Genomic DNA, 16,617 nt, shown 5'->3' on the forward strand with positions numbered 1-16,617 from the left:
GATCAGGATTCCGACGCGATCATCGATCTCGCCTGCCGCACGACGGCTTCCGTTCGCACGCGAAGTTCTTCGGGTGAATCCGATTCCAGCACAACCCGATGCACCTGGCCGTCCACGGCAGTCACAGTCAACCGCGACGTCAACAACGCATCGTCCGCGCTGAAACCGCGACTCTGCAAGTATTCCGAAAACCCATACACCAATTGATGATTCATGTGATCGACCTGCTCGATGAGCTCAGGGGTCCGAGGAACCTGATCGTAGAGCAGGTGGAAGAACTGTCGCGGATTACTGTTCACTTCGATCGCGCACTCCACCAACGACCTGACAGCCTCGTCCGGAGTGAGTTCACGCTCGACGATGTCGGCAAGGCAGACCGCAAAACTCTCCCGCGCGGCACTCACGTGACGGTTCGCCAACTCAGAGAGGATCTCGTACTTGTCGCCGAAATACTGGTAGAGCGAGCCCACCGACACCCCTGCCTCGTCAGCGATCCGGTTGGTGGTCGCCGCCATGGCTTCCGCAGCGAAAACGCGAGTAGCTGCCTCCAGGATCGCGTCGTAGGTAGCCCTCGAGCGCTGCTGGGAGGGCCTTTTCCGTCGAGTCGACACGGTCCTCCGATGCGAGTTGTCAGCCGCGACGCCGGTACCGAGAATTGTGTAGGTGACCAGCGCCGATTACTCGAAGTTTATGCCCGACCGGTACACCGCCCACATGCCGGAGCCGACCACGACGTGGTGGGAGTGGAACGGCAACACCGTCCACGTCGCACGGGCAGTGGTTCCAGACGCGCCGGTTCGTGTTCTCGGTATCCACGGCGCCGGCGGGTACTCGGGCGCGTTGTGGCCGTTCGCGGGGATCGGCGTGAAACTCGGAGCCGAAGTCCTCTTCCCCAATCTTCCGCTGTACGGCGACACCGTCGTAGGCGATCCCGCCGGCGTCCGGTACGAGCAGTGGGTCGAACTCCTCTGTGACCTCGTCCGGGCCGAGAAAGCAGCCGACGATCGGCCGCTGGTGCTTCTGGGAGCCAGCATCGGCGGTCTGCTGGCCTACGAGGTAGCCGCGCGGACCGGTCTGGCCGACGCCGTCGTCGCTACCTGTCTGCTCGATCCCTCGAATCCGTCGGCCAGAGCTGCCGCGGCGCGGCTCGGCCCGATGGGTGTCTATGGCGCTCCCCTGATGCGCCGCACCGAACGACTGGTGGGCCGTATCCGCGTGCCCATCCGTTGGGTCGCCGACGTCGCGAACATGAGCAGCAACCGTGAACTCGCGACGCTGTGCGCAACCGATCCGCGCGGTGGCGGTGTTCGGGTGCCACTCGGATTCCTCAGCAGCTACTTCTCGTTCGAGCACACCGCACCCGAAGCATTTCGGACGACGCCCGTTCTGCTCACCCACCCGGCCGACGACCGATGGACGCCACCCGAACTGAGCCTGCAGTTCCTCCGCCGCATCAACGCACCCACCGAATTCGTGATGCTGGACGGGTGCGGGCACTTTCCCGTCGAAGAGCCGGGCCTGACGCAGTTCCACGACGCCGTCGACACACTGCTGCGCTCCGTCGCCGAGCGTCACCGCACGAAACCGTCGCCACCCGCCTAGCCTGAAGTTCGTGAGCATCGAACCCAAGGCCGAGCCGACGGGAAACGGCGACGAGAGCACCACGACAGTCGTACTGGCGTTTGCGGCTAACGCGCTGATCGCCGGGGCCAAGACGGCGGCCGCCATCGTCACCGGATCTGCGTCGATGGTCGCCGAGGCCACCCACTCCTGGGCCGATACCGGCAACGAAGTGCTGTTGCTGATCGCGAACCGCCGCTCGAAAAGGGTTCCCGACCGAGACCAGCCACTCGGGTACGGCCGGGAGGCCTACATCTGGTCGATGTTCGCCGCCCTCGGACTCTTCGCGCTCGGCGCAGGTGTGTCGATCACCCACGGCATCCAGGAACTGTTCCATTCCGAACCGGCCACCGACTTCGGTGTCGCCTACGCAGTCCTCGGCGTCTCGTTCATCCTCGAAGGCATCTCGTTCCGGCAGGCGTACAAGCAGCTCCGCACCGAAGCATCTGCCGTGAACCGTGACGTGATGGCCCAGGCGCTCAACACCTCCGACCCGACGACCCGGGCGGTGTTCGCCGAAGACGCTGCGGCACTTATCGGTTTGGTCATCGCGTTCGTCGGTGTTCTGCTGCACCAGATCACCGGCTCACCGATCCCCGACGCCCTCGGTTCCATCTTCGTCGGCATTCTCCTCGGGGTCATCGCGATCATCTTGATCGACCGCAACCGCCGCTTCCTGGTCGGCGAAGAGGCATCGCCGACGCTGCGGGCAGCAGCCGTCGAGGCTCTCACCCGACTGCCCGAGATCAACCGAATCACGTTCCTGCGCATGGAATACCTCGGGCCGCGGCAGGTGTACCTGGTGGCCAGCGTCGATCTGGTCGGTGACTACGCGGAATCCCGTGTGGCCCACACGTTGCGCGAACTCGAACGCTCACTCGAGCAGAGTCCACGCGTCGTGCGAGCGATCCTGACCCTCTCGACGCCCGAAGAACCGTCGATCGCAGTCTGAACTTCCGGCCGGGCGATAGGCTCGTTCGATGCGCGCACTGATCGTGATTCTGGCGGTTCTGGGATTTGTCGTCGGGGGAATTCCCCTGGTGGGCAGTCTGATCGACGTGATGACCAGTCCCGACGAGACAATCGTCTATCAGGGTTCCTACGTACCATTTCGGGACATGCAGATGGCTCGGGACAACGAATCGACGATAGCCACCGCCTACGAACCCTTAGACGGACCGCGCTGGCTCGTCCTTGCCTGCTATCCCCTGATCGGAGCAGCGCTGGGCGCAGCGACGGCCGTCGTACTGGGACGTCGCGGGTGGCACCTGACGCGAGCCTGAACAGACGCCGATAGCCACCCGTCGTCTACACGAGGGTGGCCATCGAAGAAGGACAGCTTCAGATGTACATCGCAGGATCGATGTAACTGTTCGGGTCCACCAGTTTCTCCTTGGTAGTCCGTGGCCGCGCCACCGCCGGGATACCCGTCGCGATGGATTCGGCCGGAACATCTCTGGTGACAACGGCATTGGCGCCGATAGCGCTACCTTCACCGATGACGACAGGTCCGAGTATCTTGGCACCAGCGCCGACGGTGACCCGGTCACCCAGCGTCGGGTGACGCTTGACCTGCTCGAGCGAGCGACCACCGAGAGTGACGCCGTGATAGAGCATCACGTCGTTACCGACCTCGGCCGTCTCCCCGATCACGACGCCCATGCCGTGGTCGATGAAGAACCGTCGACCGATGGTGGCACCCGGATGGATCTCGATGCCGGTGACGAAGCGCGTCAGCTGCGAGAGCACTCGCGCCGGGCCACGTAAGGCGGGGACGGCCCACATGCGATGCGCAACCCGATGCGCCCAAATGGCATGCAGCCCTGAATAAACGAGCGCGTTCTCCACATTGCTGCGCGCGGCAGGATCCTGACCGCGCGCAGCCTGCAGGTCCTCGCGAATTGTCCCGAGGATACTCACAAGTCTCAGTCCCGGATGTGTTCGAACAGCGGGGTGGAGATGTAACGCTCGCCGAAGTCGCACACGACAGCCACGATCAGCTTGCCGGCATTTTCCGGACGCTTCGCCAACTCGAGTGCGGCCCAGACGATGGCACCGGACGAGATGCCGCCCAGGATGCCTTCCTTGGTGCCGAGTGCGCGAGCGACCTCGATGGAATCGGGGAACGAAACGTCGATGATCTCGTCGTAGATCTCACGATCGAGGACGTCGGGCACGAAGTTCGCGCCGATTCCCTGGATCTTGTGAGGGCCGGGCTGGCCACCGTTGAGGATCGGCGAGTCGATGGGCTCGACACCGACGATCTTGACCTCGGGCTTGTACTTGCGAAGGGTGCGTCCGACGCCGGTGATGGTGCCGCCGGTGCCGATGCCGGACACGAAGATGTCGACGGCGCCGTCGGTGTCGGCCCAGACCTCTTCGCCCGTCGTGGCCTCGTGGATGGCCGGGTTGGCCGGGTTCGCGAACTGGCTGGCCGAGACTGCGTTCTCGGTCTGCTCGACGATTTCCTTGGCCTTGGCGACTGCACCGGCCATGCCCTCGGAGCCCGGGGTCAGGACGATCTCGGCGCCGTAGGCACGCAGCATCACGCGACGCTCGGTGGACATGGTCTCGGGCATGGTCAGGATGACCTTGTAGCCGCGAGCAGCGCCGACCATGGCGAGTGCGATACCGGTGTTACCACTGGTGCCCTCGACGATCGTGCCACCGGGCTTGAGTGCACCGGACTTCTCGGCGGCGTCGATGATCGCCACGCCGATCCGGTCCTTGACGCTGTTGGCCGGGTTGTAGAACTCGAGCTTGACGGCGACCTGTGCGTCCAGGCCCTCGGTCAGACGGTTGAGCCGCACGATCGGGGTGCGCCCGACCAATTCGGTCACGTTGTTGTAGATCCCGCTCATATCTGGTCCTCCTGAGGATCGAGTGTGTCGACCCGCTCGCTGATCACTGCTTTACGGCTGAACTGCATAACGGCTGAACTGCTTAACGGCTACAGGCAAGGGCATACAGACGACCGATGCCGCATCGGTTCATCAAATTGAACCAATGCGGCATCAGGCCACTACATACGGGGGCGGTTTATCAGGCCAACCGCTGCTTCAGAGCTTCGAACTCGTCACGAATGCCGGTCGGCAGCTTCTCGCCGACGAAGTCGAACCACTCTTCGATGAGCGGGATCTCGGCCTTCCACTCGTCAATGTTGACCGCGAGGGCCTCGGTGATGTCGGCGTCCGACACGTCGAGGCCTTCGATGTCGAGTGCCGATCCGGTGGGAACGACGCCGATCGGGGTGTCGATGCCGGCAGCCTTGTGCTCGATGCGCTCGACGATCCACTTCAGGACGCGAGAGTTCTCGCCGAAGCCTGGCCACAGGAAGCGTCCGTCGTCGCCGCGGCGGAACCAGTTGACGTAGAAGACCTTGGGGAGCTTGGACGCGTCCGCGGACTTGCCGAGGTCGATCCAGTGCTGGAAGTAGTCACCGACGTTGTAGCCGAGGAACGGCAGCATCGCCATCGGATCGCGGCGAACCGTACCGACCTGGCCTTCGGCTGCTGCGGTCTGCTCGGAGCCGACCGTTGCACCCATGAAGACGCCGTGCTGCCAGTCGCGAGCCTCGGTGACCAGCGGAACCGTCGTCTTGCGGCGTCCACCGAACAGGATTGCCGAGATCGGCACGCCCTTCGGGTCGTCCCACTCGGGAGCCATGATCGGGCACTGCGACATCGGGGTGCAGTAACGCGAGTTGGGATGAGCCGCATGGGTGCCCGACTCGGGCGTCCACTCGTTGCCCTTCCAGTCGATCAGGTGCTGCGGGTCGCCTTCGAGGCCTTCCCACCAGACGTCACCGTCGTCGGTCAGAGCGACGTTGGTGAAGACCGTGTTTCCCTGGTCGATGGTGCGCATGGCGTTGGGGTTCGACGACCAGTTGGTGCCGGGAGCCACGCCGAAGAAACCGAATTCCGGGTTGACGGCGTAGAGCTGTCCGTCCTCACCGAAACGCATCCAGGCGATGTCGTCACCGAGGGTCTCGGCGCGCCATCCGGGGATGGTCGGCTGGATCATCGCGAGGTTGGTCTTGCCACAAGCGGAGGGGAATGCCGCCGCGATGTAGTAGGCCTTGTCCTCGGGCGAGATGAGCTTGAGGATGAGCATGTGCTCGGCCAGCCAGCCCTCGTCGTGCGCCATTGCCGAAGCGATACGCAGCGAGTAGCACTTCTTGCCCAGGAGAGCGTTTCCGCCGTAGCCGGAACCGAAGCTCCAGATCTCACGATCCTCGGGGAAGTGGGTGATGTACTTGGTATCGTTGCACGGCCACGCGACGTCTTCCTGGCCTTCGGCCAGCGGAGCGCCCAGCGAGTGCAGCGCCTTGACGAAGAATCCGTCGGTGCCGAGCTTGTCGAGAACCTTGCTGCCCATGCGGGTCATGACGCGCATGGAGACGACGACGTACTCGGAATCGGTCAGTTCGACGCCCAGCTTCGGGTCCTCGGCGTCGAGGGGGCCCATGCAGAACGGCACGACGTACATGGTGCGTCCACGCATGCAACCGCGGTACAGGTCACCCATGAGGGTGCGCATCTCCGCGGGGTCCATCCAGTTGTTGGTGGGGCCTGCGTCGATTTCTTCCTTCGAGCAGATGTACGTACGCGATTCGACTCGCGCGACATCGGACGGATCGGAGTTGCCGAGGAAAGAGTTCGGCTTCTTCTCGTCGTTGAGGCGGGTGAAGGTTCCTGCCTCGACCAACTTCGTTGTCAGTCGGTCCCATTCTTCGTCCGAGCCGTCTGCGAAGACGACGCGATCAGGCTGGGTGAGTTCGGCAACCTCTTGCACCCATGCAAGCAGCTCCTTGTGCTGCGTGGGGGGCGTGCCGTCAGTTCCATTGAGACCGGGAATGGTCGCTGAGGTCATCAAACTCTCCTGGGGTGAGCCGGAACCGGGTTCTCGTGACACCGGATGCGAACTGCAGCGCCCCGATACCAGTCGATCCCGGTGTCCCCCTCTCGACGGGGTCCAGCCGCGTCATCCACTCACGTGGATTTCACGGACGCCGGGTGTCCTATGTATTGAGGTTAACGCTGGCTGTTCACCTGCAGGTAATCGGGTGCGGTCAGAAATGTCACAGAAACGATTCAGTTGGTGTGTTCAGGTGCCTACCCGGCGCTCAGAGCACATAAACGGAAGCTTTTCAGAGCGCTCCGGCATCGATTTTCTGCCACACGAGGGCGCCTTCGTCGTCTCGACTGCATTCCCAGGCCGAGTAATCCCCGTCCGACTCGATCATCGTGAGGCGATCGGCGCTACCGTCACGATCGAAATCGGACACGATCACGACGGCATCGTCGGTGTGGACGACACGGCTGTCGACCGTTCCGTCACCGTCCAAGTCGAAGGCGTCGAAGTTCAGGTCGCCGGCGTCGACCGGTCCCGACGAGGGCCCGAAAGTCTCGGGCTCGATACGCCCCGGATCGAGTGGTTCGGCGTCGATGCCGTGCCCGTCGATGTGTCCGGGCGTGATCAGAAATGCGTCCATTACTCCCCCTACTGGATGGTGACCTACTGCTTCGGCAACCCCTACCGAAACCGTCCGCTCAGTATTACCAGACCCCGTCGATCAGTCGTGGCCGAAATTGCGGCGCTGTGGAGAACTCTGCACTCGCGAAACGTCAGTAGGCGGCGTTCAAAACGGCGAGGTCGCGCTCGCACGACGCCAGTTGACCCGATCTGGCCGCAGCAAGCTCACGAAGTTCACCGTCGATCTCCGCGATTCGGGCCTGCGCCGACGCCAACTGCTCGCGGCTCTCCGCCATGATCGCCGCTCCCAGATCTGCCTCGGCCTCGAGCAGCACGCTCTGCACTCGCTGCTCCCACTGTGCGCGGACGGTCGACATCGATTCGACGATCCACGACCTGGAGTGGGCACGATCCGCCATCAGCCCGCGAGTTCGCGCCAACCACCAGGCCGCGGCCCCACCCAGAACCAACGTCACGGGGATGCTCGCGAACTCCAGGGCCGGAATCATCTCCAGCGGAGTCACCGCGATCCGGCCGAGGCCGAGGCCCGCGGACGCGCCGACAAGAATTGTCACGCGTTCCTCGTTTCCGCGCTGACGCCCCGGCGGGTTCTCCGGAATCCGTGGGGAAGGTATGTACCCGGTCGTGCCCGCCACTTCCACCGCTGCCGCCATCGCGGCATCGAAGACCCGGGTGTGATGGTCGACCTCGTGCTGCAACCGCACCGGCATGCTGCCCAATTCGGCTCGCGAGGCCGCGTCGACCCAGGCACGTGCCCCCGCGACCGTCGCCCGAGTTGCGTCGGCGATCTGTTGCAACAGATCCCCGCGCGCTCGCTGCAGTCTGCTTCGGACTTGCACCAGGCGTTCGCCTCGCCGGCCGTCACGGTCTGCGAGCAGCTGTGATCGCTCGGCCCGCAGTTCGGCCCCAGGAACCCTGTCACGCAGATTCCGGATCTCCATCTCGATCATCCGGCGCGTCTGTGCGATGACACCGGAATCCGAACCGCCTGCTTCCCTCTCCCGTGCCACCCGTCTCACGACCTCGACGAGCGACTGCTCTTGACCAGGCGCAATCGGGACCACCGGGGCCTGAGCAAAAGCGGTGCAGTGCGAATTGAGAATCTCGGCATCACGCCGGCGCACAGCCTGCCAGTCTCGGTAGACGTCGACGCGGGTCAGCGCCACCACCACCGGGGTTCCGCTCTCGGCGGCATCGTCGAGGAGATGAAGATCCTCGCGCCCGATCACACTGGCGGCGTCGACGACCAGAAGTACGACGTCGGCGTCCACCTCGCGTGTCACTGTCGAACAATTATCCGAAGCACTGAACATCTGCGCGACGTCTTCCCGTCCACACCTCGACGGGCCGACGACGTAAATGCGAGTGCCACTGGATGTTTCGGCGGCGACCTGGCGACCCGGATCGGATGCCGGATTCCATCGCTGCACCACGCGCAGCACCGAATCCGGAAGTACCGAAACGCTATTCATCGGTCGCTACCGGAGCGGAGCGATCGCCCCCGAGCTGCGCCCACCGACGCACATACCCGCGGCGAATCAGTGAGACCCTTTGTTGCGGAGCCTGTTCCGACTCGTCCACGAGCCGGCCCCACCATCGACAGCACGTGCCCGCGTCGTCAGCGGTACGAGGATCGGGAGGCTCGCCTTGACGAAGGGCTCGAATTTCGGGGCTCGTCATCGCCGCCGCGGCACCGAACAACACCGCGGAGTCCGACCTCAGATACATCTCGATCTCGTCTCTACCGGCGGTGTTGCGCGAGGCAGATTGCGTCAGCTCCGGGCCGATCCGCTCGACCCGGCGCCACCACTGCGTCTCCAGGACCGGGCCGAGGGCCGCGAACAACTCTTCGACGCCGCGCCCGGTCAATGTCTCCACCGGAACCGTGTGCACGCCGACGGTCTCCGAGATTTCCGCCGCCCGTCCCAGTGCCTCGTCCCAGCGCGGCCCGAACAGGTCGGCCTTGTTCGCAGCGACGACCACACGATCGGAAACTCGGGCAATGGCTCGGCGGTCGACGTCGCGGACCGCGTCTACCACTACGTAGACAACGCAACGACGACCCAGATCGGGGTTCGACGTTCCGGGGACGTCGAATGCCCGCGACTCGGTCACCACAACCGGTGCGCCGACGACTCTGCGCGAGAACCGGTCGTCGCGCCCCAGGATCCGCGCCAACGACGACCGCCCCACCCCTGCCCGTCCGGCGACCACCAGCTCGAGCGGCGCAGTCAGCGATCCGAGCACGGAGTGAACCGTCTCCGCGGCTCCCGAATCGATCGACGTCAGCCGATATGCCAGAGCGCGCAACTGGTCGATCGGCTCCGCGCAGGCGTCGTCGATCGATTCTGCGGGCAACATTCGTGACCAATCACGGCATGCAAATCCTGTGTTCATCCCCACCCCACGTCCCCATCGTGTCGGTGAGATTCTGTCAGGTTCTCGGCAAGGACGGCAGGTGACACCACCCTTTCGTCGACTGTCCGAAGTCGGCGGATTCAGGACTTTCCGCGGAAAGTCTCAACTCAAACTTCAGACCCGTCTGCGCTAAACGGGGGTCATGCGTGACAATGGGTTCGTGAACGAAGCCGATCAGCATGCACCGCAGACCCCTGACACGGGGCAGACGGACCACACCAAGGGGTCCCGTCTCCATCCGAGAGTGACCAGCTTTCGCTCTCGCCGGGGTGCTCTGACCGACGCACAGCAGCAGGCTTGGGACCGTCAGTGGCCGCTCATCGGCGCCGACGTCTCGGACACACCGCTCGACGCGAACGCCTGGTTCGGACGCGAAGCACCCCTGATCATCGAGATCGGTTCGGGTACCGGCACCGCGACGGCCGCAATGGCCAAGGCGGAGCCGCACGTGAACCTGATCGCGATCGAGGTGTACCGCCCGGGGCTCGCGCAGCTTCTGCAGCAGGTCGAACGTGAAGAGATTCCCAACGTCCGCGTACTGCGCGGTGACGCGATGGACGTACTGGAGAACATGGTCGCCCCCGAGTCGCTGACGGGTGTCCGGGTGTTCTTCCCGGATCCGTGGCCCAAGGCCCGCCATCACAAGCGTCGCCTGCTGCAGGGGCCGACGTTCGCGCTGATCGCGAACCGCCTCAAGCCTGGCGGAGTGCTGCACGTGGCAACCGATCACGCCGAGTACGCCGAATGGATCGAAGAAGCCGGCAATGCCGAGCCGCTACTGACCGCGCTCGACTGGGAGTCTCCGATGACCCACGAGCGTCCGGTCACCAAGTTCGAGGACAAAGCCCATAAGGTCGGAAGTGCAATCACCGAGCTTATATGGGGGAAGATCAGAGCATGAGCGTCAGCGAACAGCTATCCGACGACGTGACGTCGTCGGAATCTCCTCTCGACTTCGGTCGTGACTCCCGCCACCCCAAGCGGGTGCTTCTGGTCTGGGACGCCCCTAACCTCGACATGGGCCTCGGCGCCATCCTCGGTGGCCGGCCTACCGCCGCCTACCGGCCACGATTCGACGCGTTGGGTCGCTGGCTGCTCTCTCGCACCGCCGAACTGTCCGCACAGAACAGCGGCACGCTCGAGCCCGAAGCGACCGTCTTCACCAACATCGCCTCCGGCAGCGCCGACGTCGTTCGTCCTTGGGTCGAAGCCTTGCGTAACGTGGGTTTCGCGGTGTTCGCCAAGCCGAAGGTCGATGAAGACAGTGATGTCGATTCGGACATGCTCGAGCACATCGCGCTCAGGTACGGCGAGGGCCTCGCCGGAATCATGGTCGCGTCCGCCGACGGCCAAGCGTTCCGCGAACCTCTCGAGGACATCGCAGCAACCGGTATCCCGGTCCAGGTTCTCGGGTTCCGTGAACACGCCAGCTGGGCTGTGTCGTCCGATATCTTGGACTTCGTCGATCTCGAGGACATCCCAGGTGTCTTCCGTGAGCCTCTGCCACGGGTAAGCCTGGACACCCTGCCCGACGAGGGCGCCTGGTTGCAGCCGTTCCGACCGCTTTCTGCCCTGCTCATCGGGCGAAAAAGTGTTGCCGAGTAGGAGTTGATCAGTGTTCGCCAGCTGGGGAAGCATCGTCTATCGAGCCCGCTTCACCGTCATCGCTGTCATGGTGGCGGGGCTCCTCGGGCTCGCTGCGTACGGCCTGAGCCTGCAGGATCATCTCAGCCAGAGCGGCTGGGACGATCCGGGGTCGGAATCGGTAGAGGCTGCAAAACTCGCTGACGGCACGTTCGGACGCAGCACGACGGGTGACGTTCTGGCGCTGTACACGGCGCCGGAGGGCAAAACCGTCGACGATCCCGAGTTCCAAGCGAAGGTCATCGACAATCTGCAGCGGCTCGTCGCCGACAACCCCGACCAGATCATGAAGATCAACGGCTCGTACTTCAAGGTCGACAACGGTCTCTCGGTGGCGGCCCTGGCGGACAAGACCAAGCAACACGCGGTCACCAGCATCGCGATCGCCGGCGACAACGACACCGCGGTGTCCAACAACTTCCGCGACGTCGAGTCGCAGTTCTACATCGACGGCGTCGACGTGCAACTCGCCGGCCTGCAACCTGTCGCGAATTCACTCAACGACACGATGGCCAACGACATCAAGCGCATGGAAATGCTCGCGATTCCCGCTGTCGGTGTCCTGCTGTTCTTCGTCTTCGGTGGCGTCGTCGCCGCTGCCCTCCCGCTGATCGTCGGCGGTCTCACTGTCATCGGCGCCAACGGCATCATTCGACTGATCACCAACTTCACCGAGGTCAACGCGTTTGTTGCGCCAGTGGTTTCTCTGGTCGGCCTGGGTCTGGCGATCGACTACGGACTGTTCATCGTCAGCCGTTTCCGAGAAGAGATAGCCGAGGGGTACGACACCCCGACCGCAGTACGCCGAACGGTCATGACGGCGGGCAGAACGGTCATGTTCTCGGCGACCATGGTTGCCGTCAGCCTCGGCGGTCTGCTGTTGTTCCCGCAGGGCTTCCTCAAATCGGTGGCTTACGGCGCCATTGCTGCCGTCATGCTTGCCGCGATCTCGTCCACCACGATTCTTCCCGCGATTCTCGGCATTCTCGGTAAGCGGATCGACGCGCTGACCTTCAAGAAGCTGCGCCAGACCAAGACCAACGAGGAAATCGAGAACGGTTTCTGGGGCAAGCTCACCCGCTGGGTCATGCAGCATCCGCTCAAGGTCGCGGTCCCGATCGTCGCGGCTCTCCTGCTGATGATCATTCCGCTGACGGGCATCAAGTTCGGCGGGATCAACGAGACGTACCTGCCCCCGGACAGCCCCACGCGTGTCGCGCAGGCGCAGTTCGACGAACTCTTCCCGGGCAATCGCACCGAGCCCGTTCGACTCGTCATCGAGGGAGCCGACAACACCACTCTCGGGCAGATTTCCAAGACCGCAAACGCTGCGCCGGGTCTGGTCGAGAAGTTCACCCCGGAGGTTGCGACCAAGGACGGTGTCAACGTCCTCAAAGCCGGTCTGACGGAGCGCAACGAGGCGCGTCCCACCATCGACTATCTGCGATCCGCGGATTGGCCCGAGGGCACAACTGTTCTCGTCGGCGGTACTCCGGCCATCGAGCAGGACAGCGTCGACGCGTTGCTCGACCGTCTGCCGCTGATGGTCGTGTCGGTCATCCTGCTGACGACGCTGCTGATGTTCTTGACGTTCGGTTCGCTCGTCCTACCCATCAAGGCCGCGTTGATGAGCGCGCTCGGACTGGGTTCGACACTCGGAATCTTGACCTGGATCTTCATCGACGGGCACGGTTCGGGTCTGCTGAACTTCACGCCGGGACCGATCATGTCTCCCGTCCTGGTGTTGATCATCGCTATCGTCTACGGCCTGTCGACCGACTACGAAGTGTTCCTGCTCTCTCGCATGGTCGAAGCGCGAGCGCAGGGCGCAAGTACTACCGAATCCATCCGAATCGGCACGGCACATACCGGCCGGATCATCACCGCTGCCGCACTGATCCTGATCGTGGTCACCGGTGCATTCGGCCTGTCCGATCTGGTGATGATGAAGTACATCTCCTACGGCATGATCTCCGCGCTGATCATCGATGCCACGCTGATCCGAATGTTCCTGGTCCCGGCGACCATGAAACTGCTCGGGGACGACTGCTGGTGGGCTCCGGCCTGGATGAAGCGGATCCAGCAGAAGATCGGGCTCGGTGAGCCGATTCTCGACAACGAGCTGGTACTCGCGAACGTCCCACAGATCGCGCCCGTCGGTGCGATCGCCGGACCGGGTCAGCCGCGCAAGATCGAAGCGGCCTCGCGCGTCATGCCGCCGCCTGCCCCGGCCGCACAGCCGGAAAGTGGACCTCGCGTTCCGGATCCCCTCACCGAGCCCATTCCGCTCAGCGAAATGGCGGTGAAGGCACCCACCACGGAGGCTCCCGCCGCAGAGAAGCCCGCACCGCGGCGCCGTCTCGATATCGGGAGTGCAGCCAGCGCCCCCCAGAACCTGATCGAGGCACCGGTGCCCAATCCCTCGTACCGGCCGCAACCGAACGCCAGCGACAAGCGCAGAAACCCCACGCCTGCGGCGCCGGCCGAGCGTCCCATCGAGAGCTGGTTGTCGGACCTGCGGGCTCGGGAACAGACTCCCCCGGCCTCACGGCCGCTACCGGTGGTTCGGACGCCTTCGCGTACAAACGGTTCGGCGGCAAATGGAGCTGTGACCAACGGTTCAAGTACCAACGGTTCGAGCGCTAACGGTGCGGGCCGGAACGGTGCTACCAACGGCTCGGCTACCAACGGCTCTACCCCGACCTCGGTGGAGGCGACCCCCCAGTCGCCGCCTCCACCGATCGCTCCGGAGCGTCGTCCCACCGAGCCCCGAGTCTCGGATGCCTCTGACGGCGACGACAACGCCACCGGCAGGCACCGACCTGACGACGCAGGCGCCATCAGTGTCAGCGAGCTCATCGCTCGCCAGAAGCGGAGCTGACCTGCTCCTGCTTGGCGAAGGCTCGTGCATAACGAGTCCCGACCAGCAGGAGCAGCAAGCCGACCACCAGGAAGGCAGCGCTGCGCACCAGCCCACTGAGCGTGGCCAGGTCGAAGAGGAACAGCTTGGCCACTGCCGCGCTGGTGAGAGCAAGACCAGCTCCGAGCAAAACGCGAGCGTGCTGACGGTTGTTCAGGCCGAGCACCAGCGCTGACGTGGCGGCAAGCATCCAGACGATGGTGGCAACGCTGTGTCCGACAACGAATCCGGTTGCGCTGTCGAAAATTTCGACGCCTGATGAGACGAGCGCACACGTCACCGCGTAGAGGACACCGAACCCTGCGGCCGCCCATAGAACCGCCGCATTGGTATCGGCGACCAACTTCAGTCGGTGAATCGCCCACACCAGCATCACCAGTGCGCCTATCGCCGTCAGGCTCGAGAGTGCCGTGATCGCACCGAGTTGCATGGATGCGGCACGGGCGGTCGTCAAAGCTTCCGGCGGAACCGTCGTGAGGTATCCGATCGATCCGATGGCCGCAAAGGCGGTTCCGAGAGCGAAGACGAAACGCGAACCCGCGTGGAGCGAGACGCCGAGGAAGATCATGCCGACGGTGAGGACCAACGGTACGACCAGAGATTCCGACGCCCCGGACAAGCAGCACAGCAACAATGCAAGAGCGCCGGTTGCGCCCAGTCCGAATCGCAGTTGCGTCGGCAAAGGCTTGGCCGCCGCTGCAGCGGAAAGAAGTAGTGCCGCAGCAATTCCGTACAGCACTGCGGATTCGGTGTTTCCGAGCACGGCCCCGACGCTCATCAGCGGAAGGGTCGAGACAACAAAGGTCGCGGTGGACCACGCCCCTGCAACACCGTCACGCGAAGGCGAACCCGTCCACTGCAGGGCCATCGCGCAGCCGACTCCCACACCCGCAACCACGACGGCACTGATCACCAATTGCATTGAGCTGTTAACGGATTCGTTGAATATGGACTCCGACGCTGTCGCTACGAGCAGTGCGAGAACCACCGGTACGGTGCGCGCCATTCCCAGGTACTTCCAGTCACGACCGAGCTGGGCGGAGAACGTCGCCGACTGGATCGCGAACAGGAAACCGATGAGGGTCAACGATATTCCCGACGTCAGTACTGGAGCCAGCACCGCTGCGCCCAGAACGATCATGAGCGCCAGTGACTCGGAATCCCATTTCACCGCCAGAGCAACGCCGGCCGCAGCAATTCCGAAGGCGATCACCACCGCGAGCGGCGTCGCCACCCAACCGTAGAGAACAGACGCCGCGACGACGTCGAGGTACATTCCCGCAAAACCGGTGGCAGCCAGAGCAATCGCCCCCACTTTGCCGCCGGGGCGTCCGTGGACCCGCACACCGGCAAACACCAAGGCGCCGGAAAGGAGTGCGCCACCGAGTACCCGCAGCGGCGGTCCGAAGAATCCGGCCTGCGCGGCAAGTACCAGCAGCATCACGACGCCGATCAGGGTGACGGCAACACCGGCCGCGGCCAGGAGCCGACTGATGACGCCGTCGCGTTGCCACCAGGGCTGCCGAGGTGCAGCAACCGGATACGCCGGTGGCTGCCAGGTGGGCACGCTCTGCTGAGGACGGACCGGCTGCATCGGGTGCACCGGAACGACGGGAGCTGGAGCTACCGGTGCCGGAGCTACCGGCGCGGGCACGGCGGTCGAGGCCAGCTGAGCCTGCAGTATCGACAGGTTCTGACCCATGTGACGCAACTGTCGGCCGATGCTGTCGCACTCGGCAGACAGAGCTGTCACCAGTCGCGGATCGACAGCGGAAGAGCTCGGTGTGGTCATGGATACGAGCTTGCTGCCTGGCCGAACCGATCAGATGAGTAGTACTACTCGATCAGCGTGGGGGCTTCTCGTATCCGACGCGCTATCGCCGAGGCGCTGCGTTCCGCAATCGTTCGGAGAGCAGCCGACCCGAGGTGTGAAGCGGAGCGGGATCCTGACGCGCGCGAGCGAGCACAAGCGCGCCCTCGAGTGCGGACAGAGCGAGAATTGCCTCCGACTCTGCGTCTTCGGGGGACCAGCCGTCTGCTTCGAGCCGCTGGGCCAGCAGTGCGAGCCACGAGTTGTATCCGTCCGCGCAAGCCCCACGGATGACCTCGGATTCGGTTGCGGCGTCGAGTGTTGCCGTGGCCAGTGCGCATCCGCGCTCGTAGTCCGAATCCGACAACCGAGCAGCCAGTGCTGCGGCGAAGGCTGAGATCGCGGTGGCCGCATCGGGTGAGCTCTCCAGCAGATGTCGGATGAAAGCGGCCATTGCCTCGCCGCGTCGCCTCAGAGCCTCGCCTGCGAGTTCTTCCTTGCCGCCGGGAAAGTGAAAGTACAAGGAACCCTTGGTAGTCGCGCTCGCCGAGAGTACTTCCGACACACCCGTTCCCGCGTAGCCCTTCCGCTGCAACAAGTCAGCGGCGGCATCGACCAACAAATCCCTTGTAGACATAAGCCAAATATACCGATCAGTACACGTATGGACAACACTTGAAGTGCAGAAATCACCAAAACCTTGCATCGC

15 protein-coding genes are annotated in these 16,617 nt (G+C 64.0%); 6 read left to right on the plus strand and 9 right to left on the minus strand.

Translation table 11 applies throughout. The features are described 5' to 3' along the window. Positions 1-2 precede the first annotated feature (2 nt). The gene (locus tag I7X09_RS21645; protein WP_200313613.1) at positions 3-611 is read right to left on the minus strand and encodes a TetR/AcrR family transcriptional regulator; all 609 of its coding nucleotides are present in this window, start codon (positions 609-611) and stop codon (positions 3-5) included. 52 nt (positions 612-663) lie between these two features. On the opposite strand from I7X09_RS21645, the gene I7X09_RS21650 reads away from it, so the two are divergent. The 3 genes from I7X09_RS21650 to I7X09_RS21660 are packed head-to-tail and all read left to right on the plus strand — an operon-like array spanning position 664 to position 2,903. Next, a complete protein-coding gene (locus I7X09_RS21650) occupies positions 664-1,602 on the plus strand; it encodes an alpha/beta hydrolase (RefSeq protein WP_200313615.1) in 939 nt (312 codons plus the stop codon). Positions 1,603-1,612: 10 nt separating this feature from the next. After that, positions 1,613-2,572 (plus strand): cation diffusion facilitator family transporter, encoded by a 960-nt coding sequence (locus tag I7X09_RS21655; RefSeq protein ID WP_200313617.1) that lies wholly within the window; start codon positions 1,613-1,615, stop codon positions 2,570-2,572. Positions 2,573-2,600: 28 nt separating this feature from the next. Further along, the gene (locus I7X09_RS21660; RefSeq protein WP_142006629.1) at positions 2,601-2,903 is read left to right on the plus strand and encodes a hypothetical protein; all 303 of its coding nucleotides are present in this window, start codon (positions 2,601-2,603) and stop codon (positions 2,901-2,903) included. 58 nt (positions 2,904-2,961) lie between these two features. Here the strand turns inward: I7X09_RS21660 and epsC are convergent, their stop codons facing one another. The 6 genes from epsC to I7X09_RS21690 all read right to left on the minus strand — a co-directional run bounded on the left by epsC (position 2,962) and on the right by I7X09_RS21690 (position 9,513). Further along, entirely contained in the window at positions 2,962-3,540 is a 579-nt protein-coding gene (gene epsC / locus I7X09_RS21665; protein ID WP_003945907.1) for a serine O-acetyltransferase EpsC, read from the minus strand. A gap of 5 nt (positions 3,541-3,545) precedes the next feature. Further along, complete coding sequence (gene cysK / locus I7X09_RS21670; RefSeq protein ID WP_003945916.1) at positions 3,546-4,481, minus strand: cysteine synthase A; 936 nt, start codon at positions 4,479-4,481, stop codon at positions 3,546-3,548. 181 nt (positions 4,482-4,662) lie between these two features. After that, positions 4,663-6,492, minus strand: coding sequence for a phosphoenolpyruvate carboxykinase (GTP) (locus I7X09_RS21675; protein ID WP_003945806.1), 1,830 nt, complete (start codon positions 6,490-6,492; stop codon positions 4,663-4,665). Between the two features lie 277 nt (positions 6,493-6,769). Beyond that, complete coding sequence (locus tag I7X09_RS21680) at positions 6,770-7,114, minus strand: DUF6802 family protein (RefSeq protein ID WP_200313619.1); 345 nt, start codon at positions 7,112-7,114, stop codon at positions 6,770-6,772. A gap of 133 nt (positions 7,115-7,247) precedes the next feature. Then, positions 7,248-8,588 (minus strand): hypothetical protein, encoded by a 1,341-nt coding sequence (locus I7X09_RS21685; RefSeq protein WP_234036667.1) that lies wholly within the window; start codon positions 8,586-8,588, stop codon positions 7,248-7,250. Then, positions 8,581-9,513, minus strand: coding sequence for a GTPase domain-containing protein (locus tag I7X09_RS21690; RefSeq protein WP_234036668.1), 933 nt, complete (start codon positions 9,511-9,513; stop codon positions 8,581-8,583). Before I7X09_RS21690 ends, I7X09_RS21685 begins: the two co-directional genes overlap by 8 nt. A gap of 163 nt (positions 9,514-9,676) precedes the next feature. Between I7X09_RS21690 and trmB the strand changes: the two genes are divergently transcribed. The 3 genes from trmB to I7X09_RS21705 are packed head-to-tail and all read left to right on the plus strand — an operon-like array spanning position 9,677 to position 14,059. Further along, on the plus strand, positions 9,677-10,435 hold the full coding sequence (trmB, locus tag I7X09_RS21695; protein ID WP_037132323.1) for a tRNA (guanosine(46)-N7)-methyltransferase TrmB: 759 nt from the start codon (positions 9,677-9,679) through the stop codon (positions 10,433-10,435). Further along, the gene (locus I7X09_RS21700; RefSeq protein WP_003945733.1) at positions 10,432-11,139 is read left to right on the plus strand and encodes an NYN domain-containing protein; all 708 of its coding nucleotides are present in this window, start codon (positions 10,432-10,434) and stop codon (positions 11,137-11,139) included. Before trmB ends, I7X09_RS21700 begins: the two co-directional genes overlap by 4 nt. Positions 11,140-11,149: 10 nt before the next feature. After that, on the plus strand, positions 11,150-14,059 hold the full coding sequence (locus I7X09_RS21705; RefSeq protein WP_200313621.1) for an MMPL family transporter: 2,910 nt from the start codon (positions 11,150-11,152) through the stop codon (positions 14,057-14,059). Here the strand turns inward: I7X09_RS21705 and I7X09_RS21710 are convergent. Both I7X09_RS21710 and I7X09_RS21715 read right to left on the minus strand, forming a co-directional pair. Beyond that, complete coding sequence (locus tag I7X09_RS21710; RefSeq protein WP_200313623.1) at positions 14,034-15,890, minus strand: DUF2339 domain-containing protein; 1,857 nt, start codon at positions 15,888-15,890, stop codon at positions 14,034-14,036. The genes I7X09_RS21705 and I7X09_RS21710 overlap by 26 nt on opposite strands. An 82-nt stretch (positions 15,891-15,972) precedes the next feature. Beyond that, positions 15,973-16,545: a TetR/AcrR family transcriptional regulator gene (locus I7X09_RS21715; protein WP_050655486.1), complete on the minus strand. Its 573-nt coding sequence runs from the start codon at positions 16,543-16,545 to the stop codon at positions 15,973-15,975. Between the last annotated feature and the right edge of the window lie 72 nt (positions 16,546-16,617).

This window comes from Rhodococcus sp. P-2, assembly GCF_016598535.1.
GTDB lineage: Bacteria > Actinomycetota > Actinomycetes > Mycobacteriales > Mycobacteriaceae > Rhodococcus_F > Rhodococcus_F baikonurensis.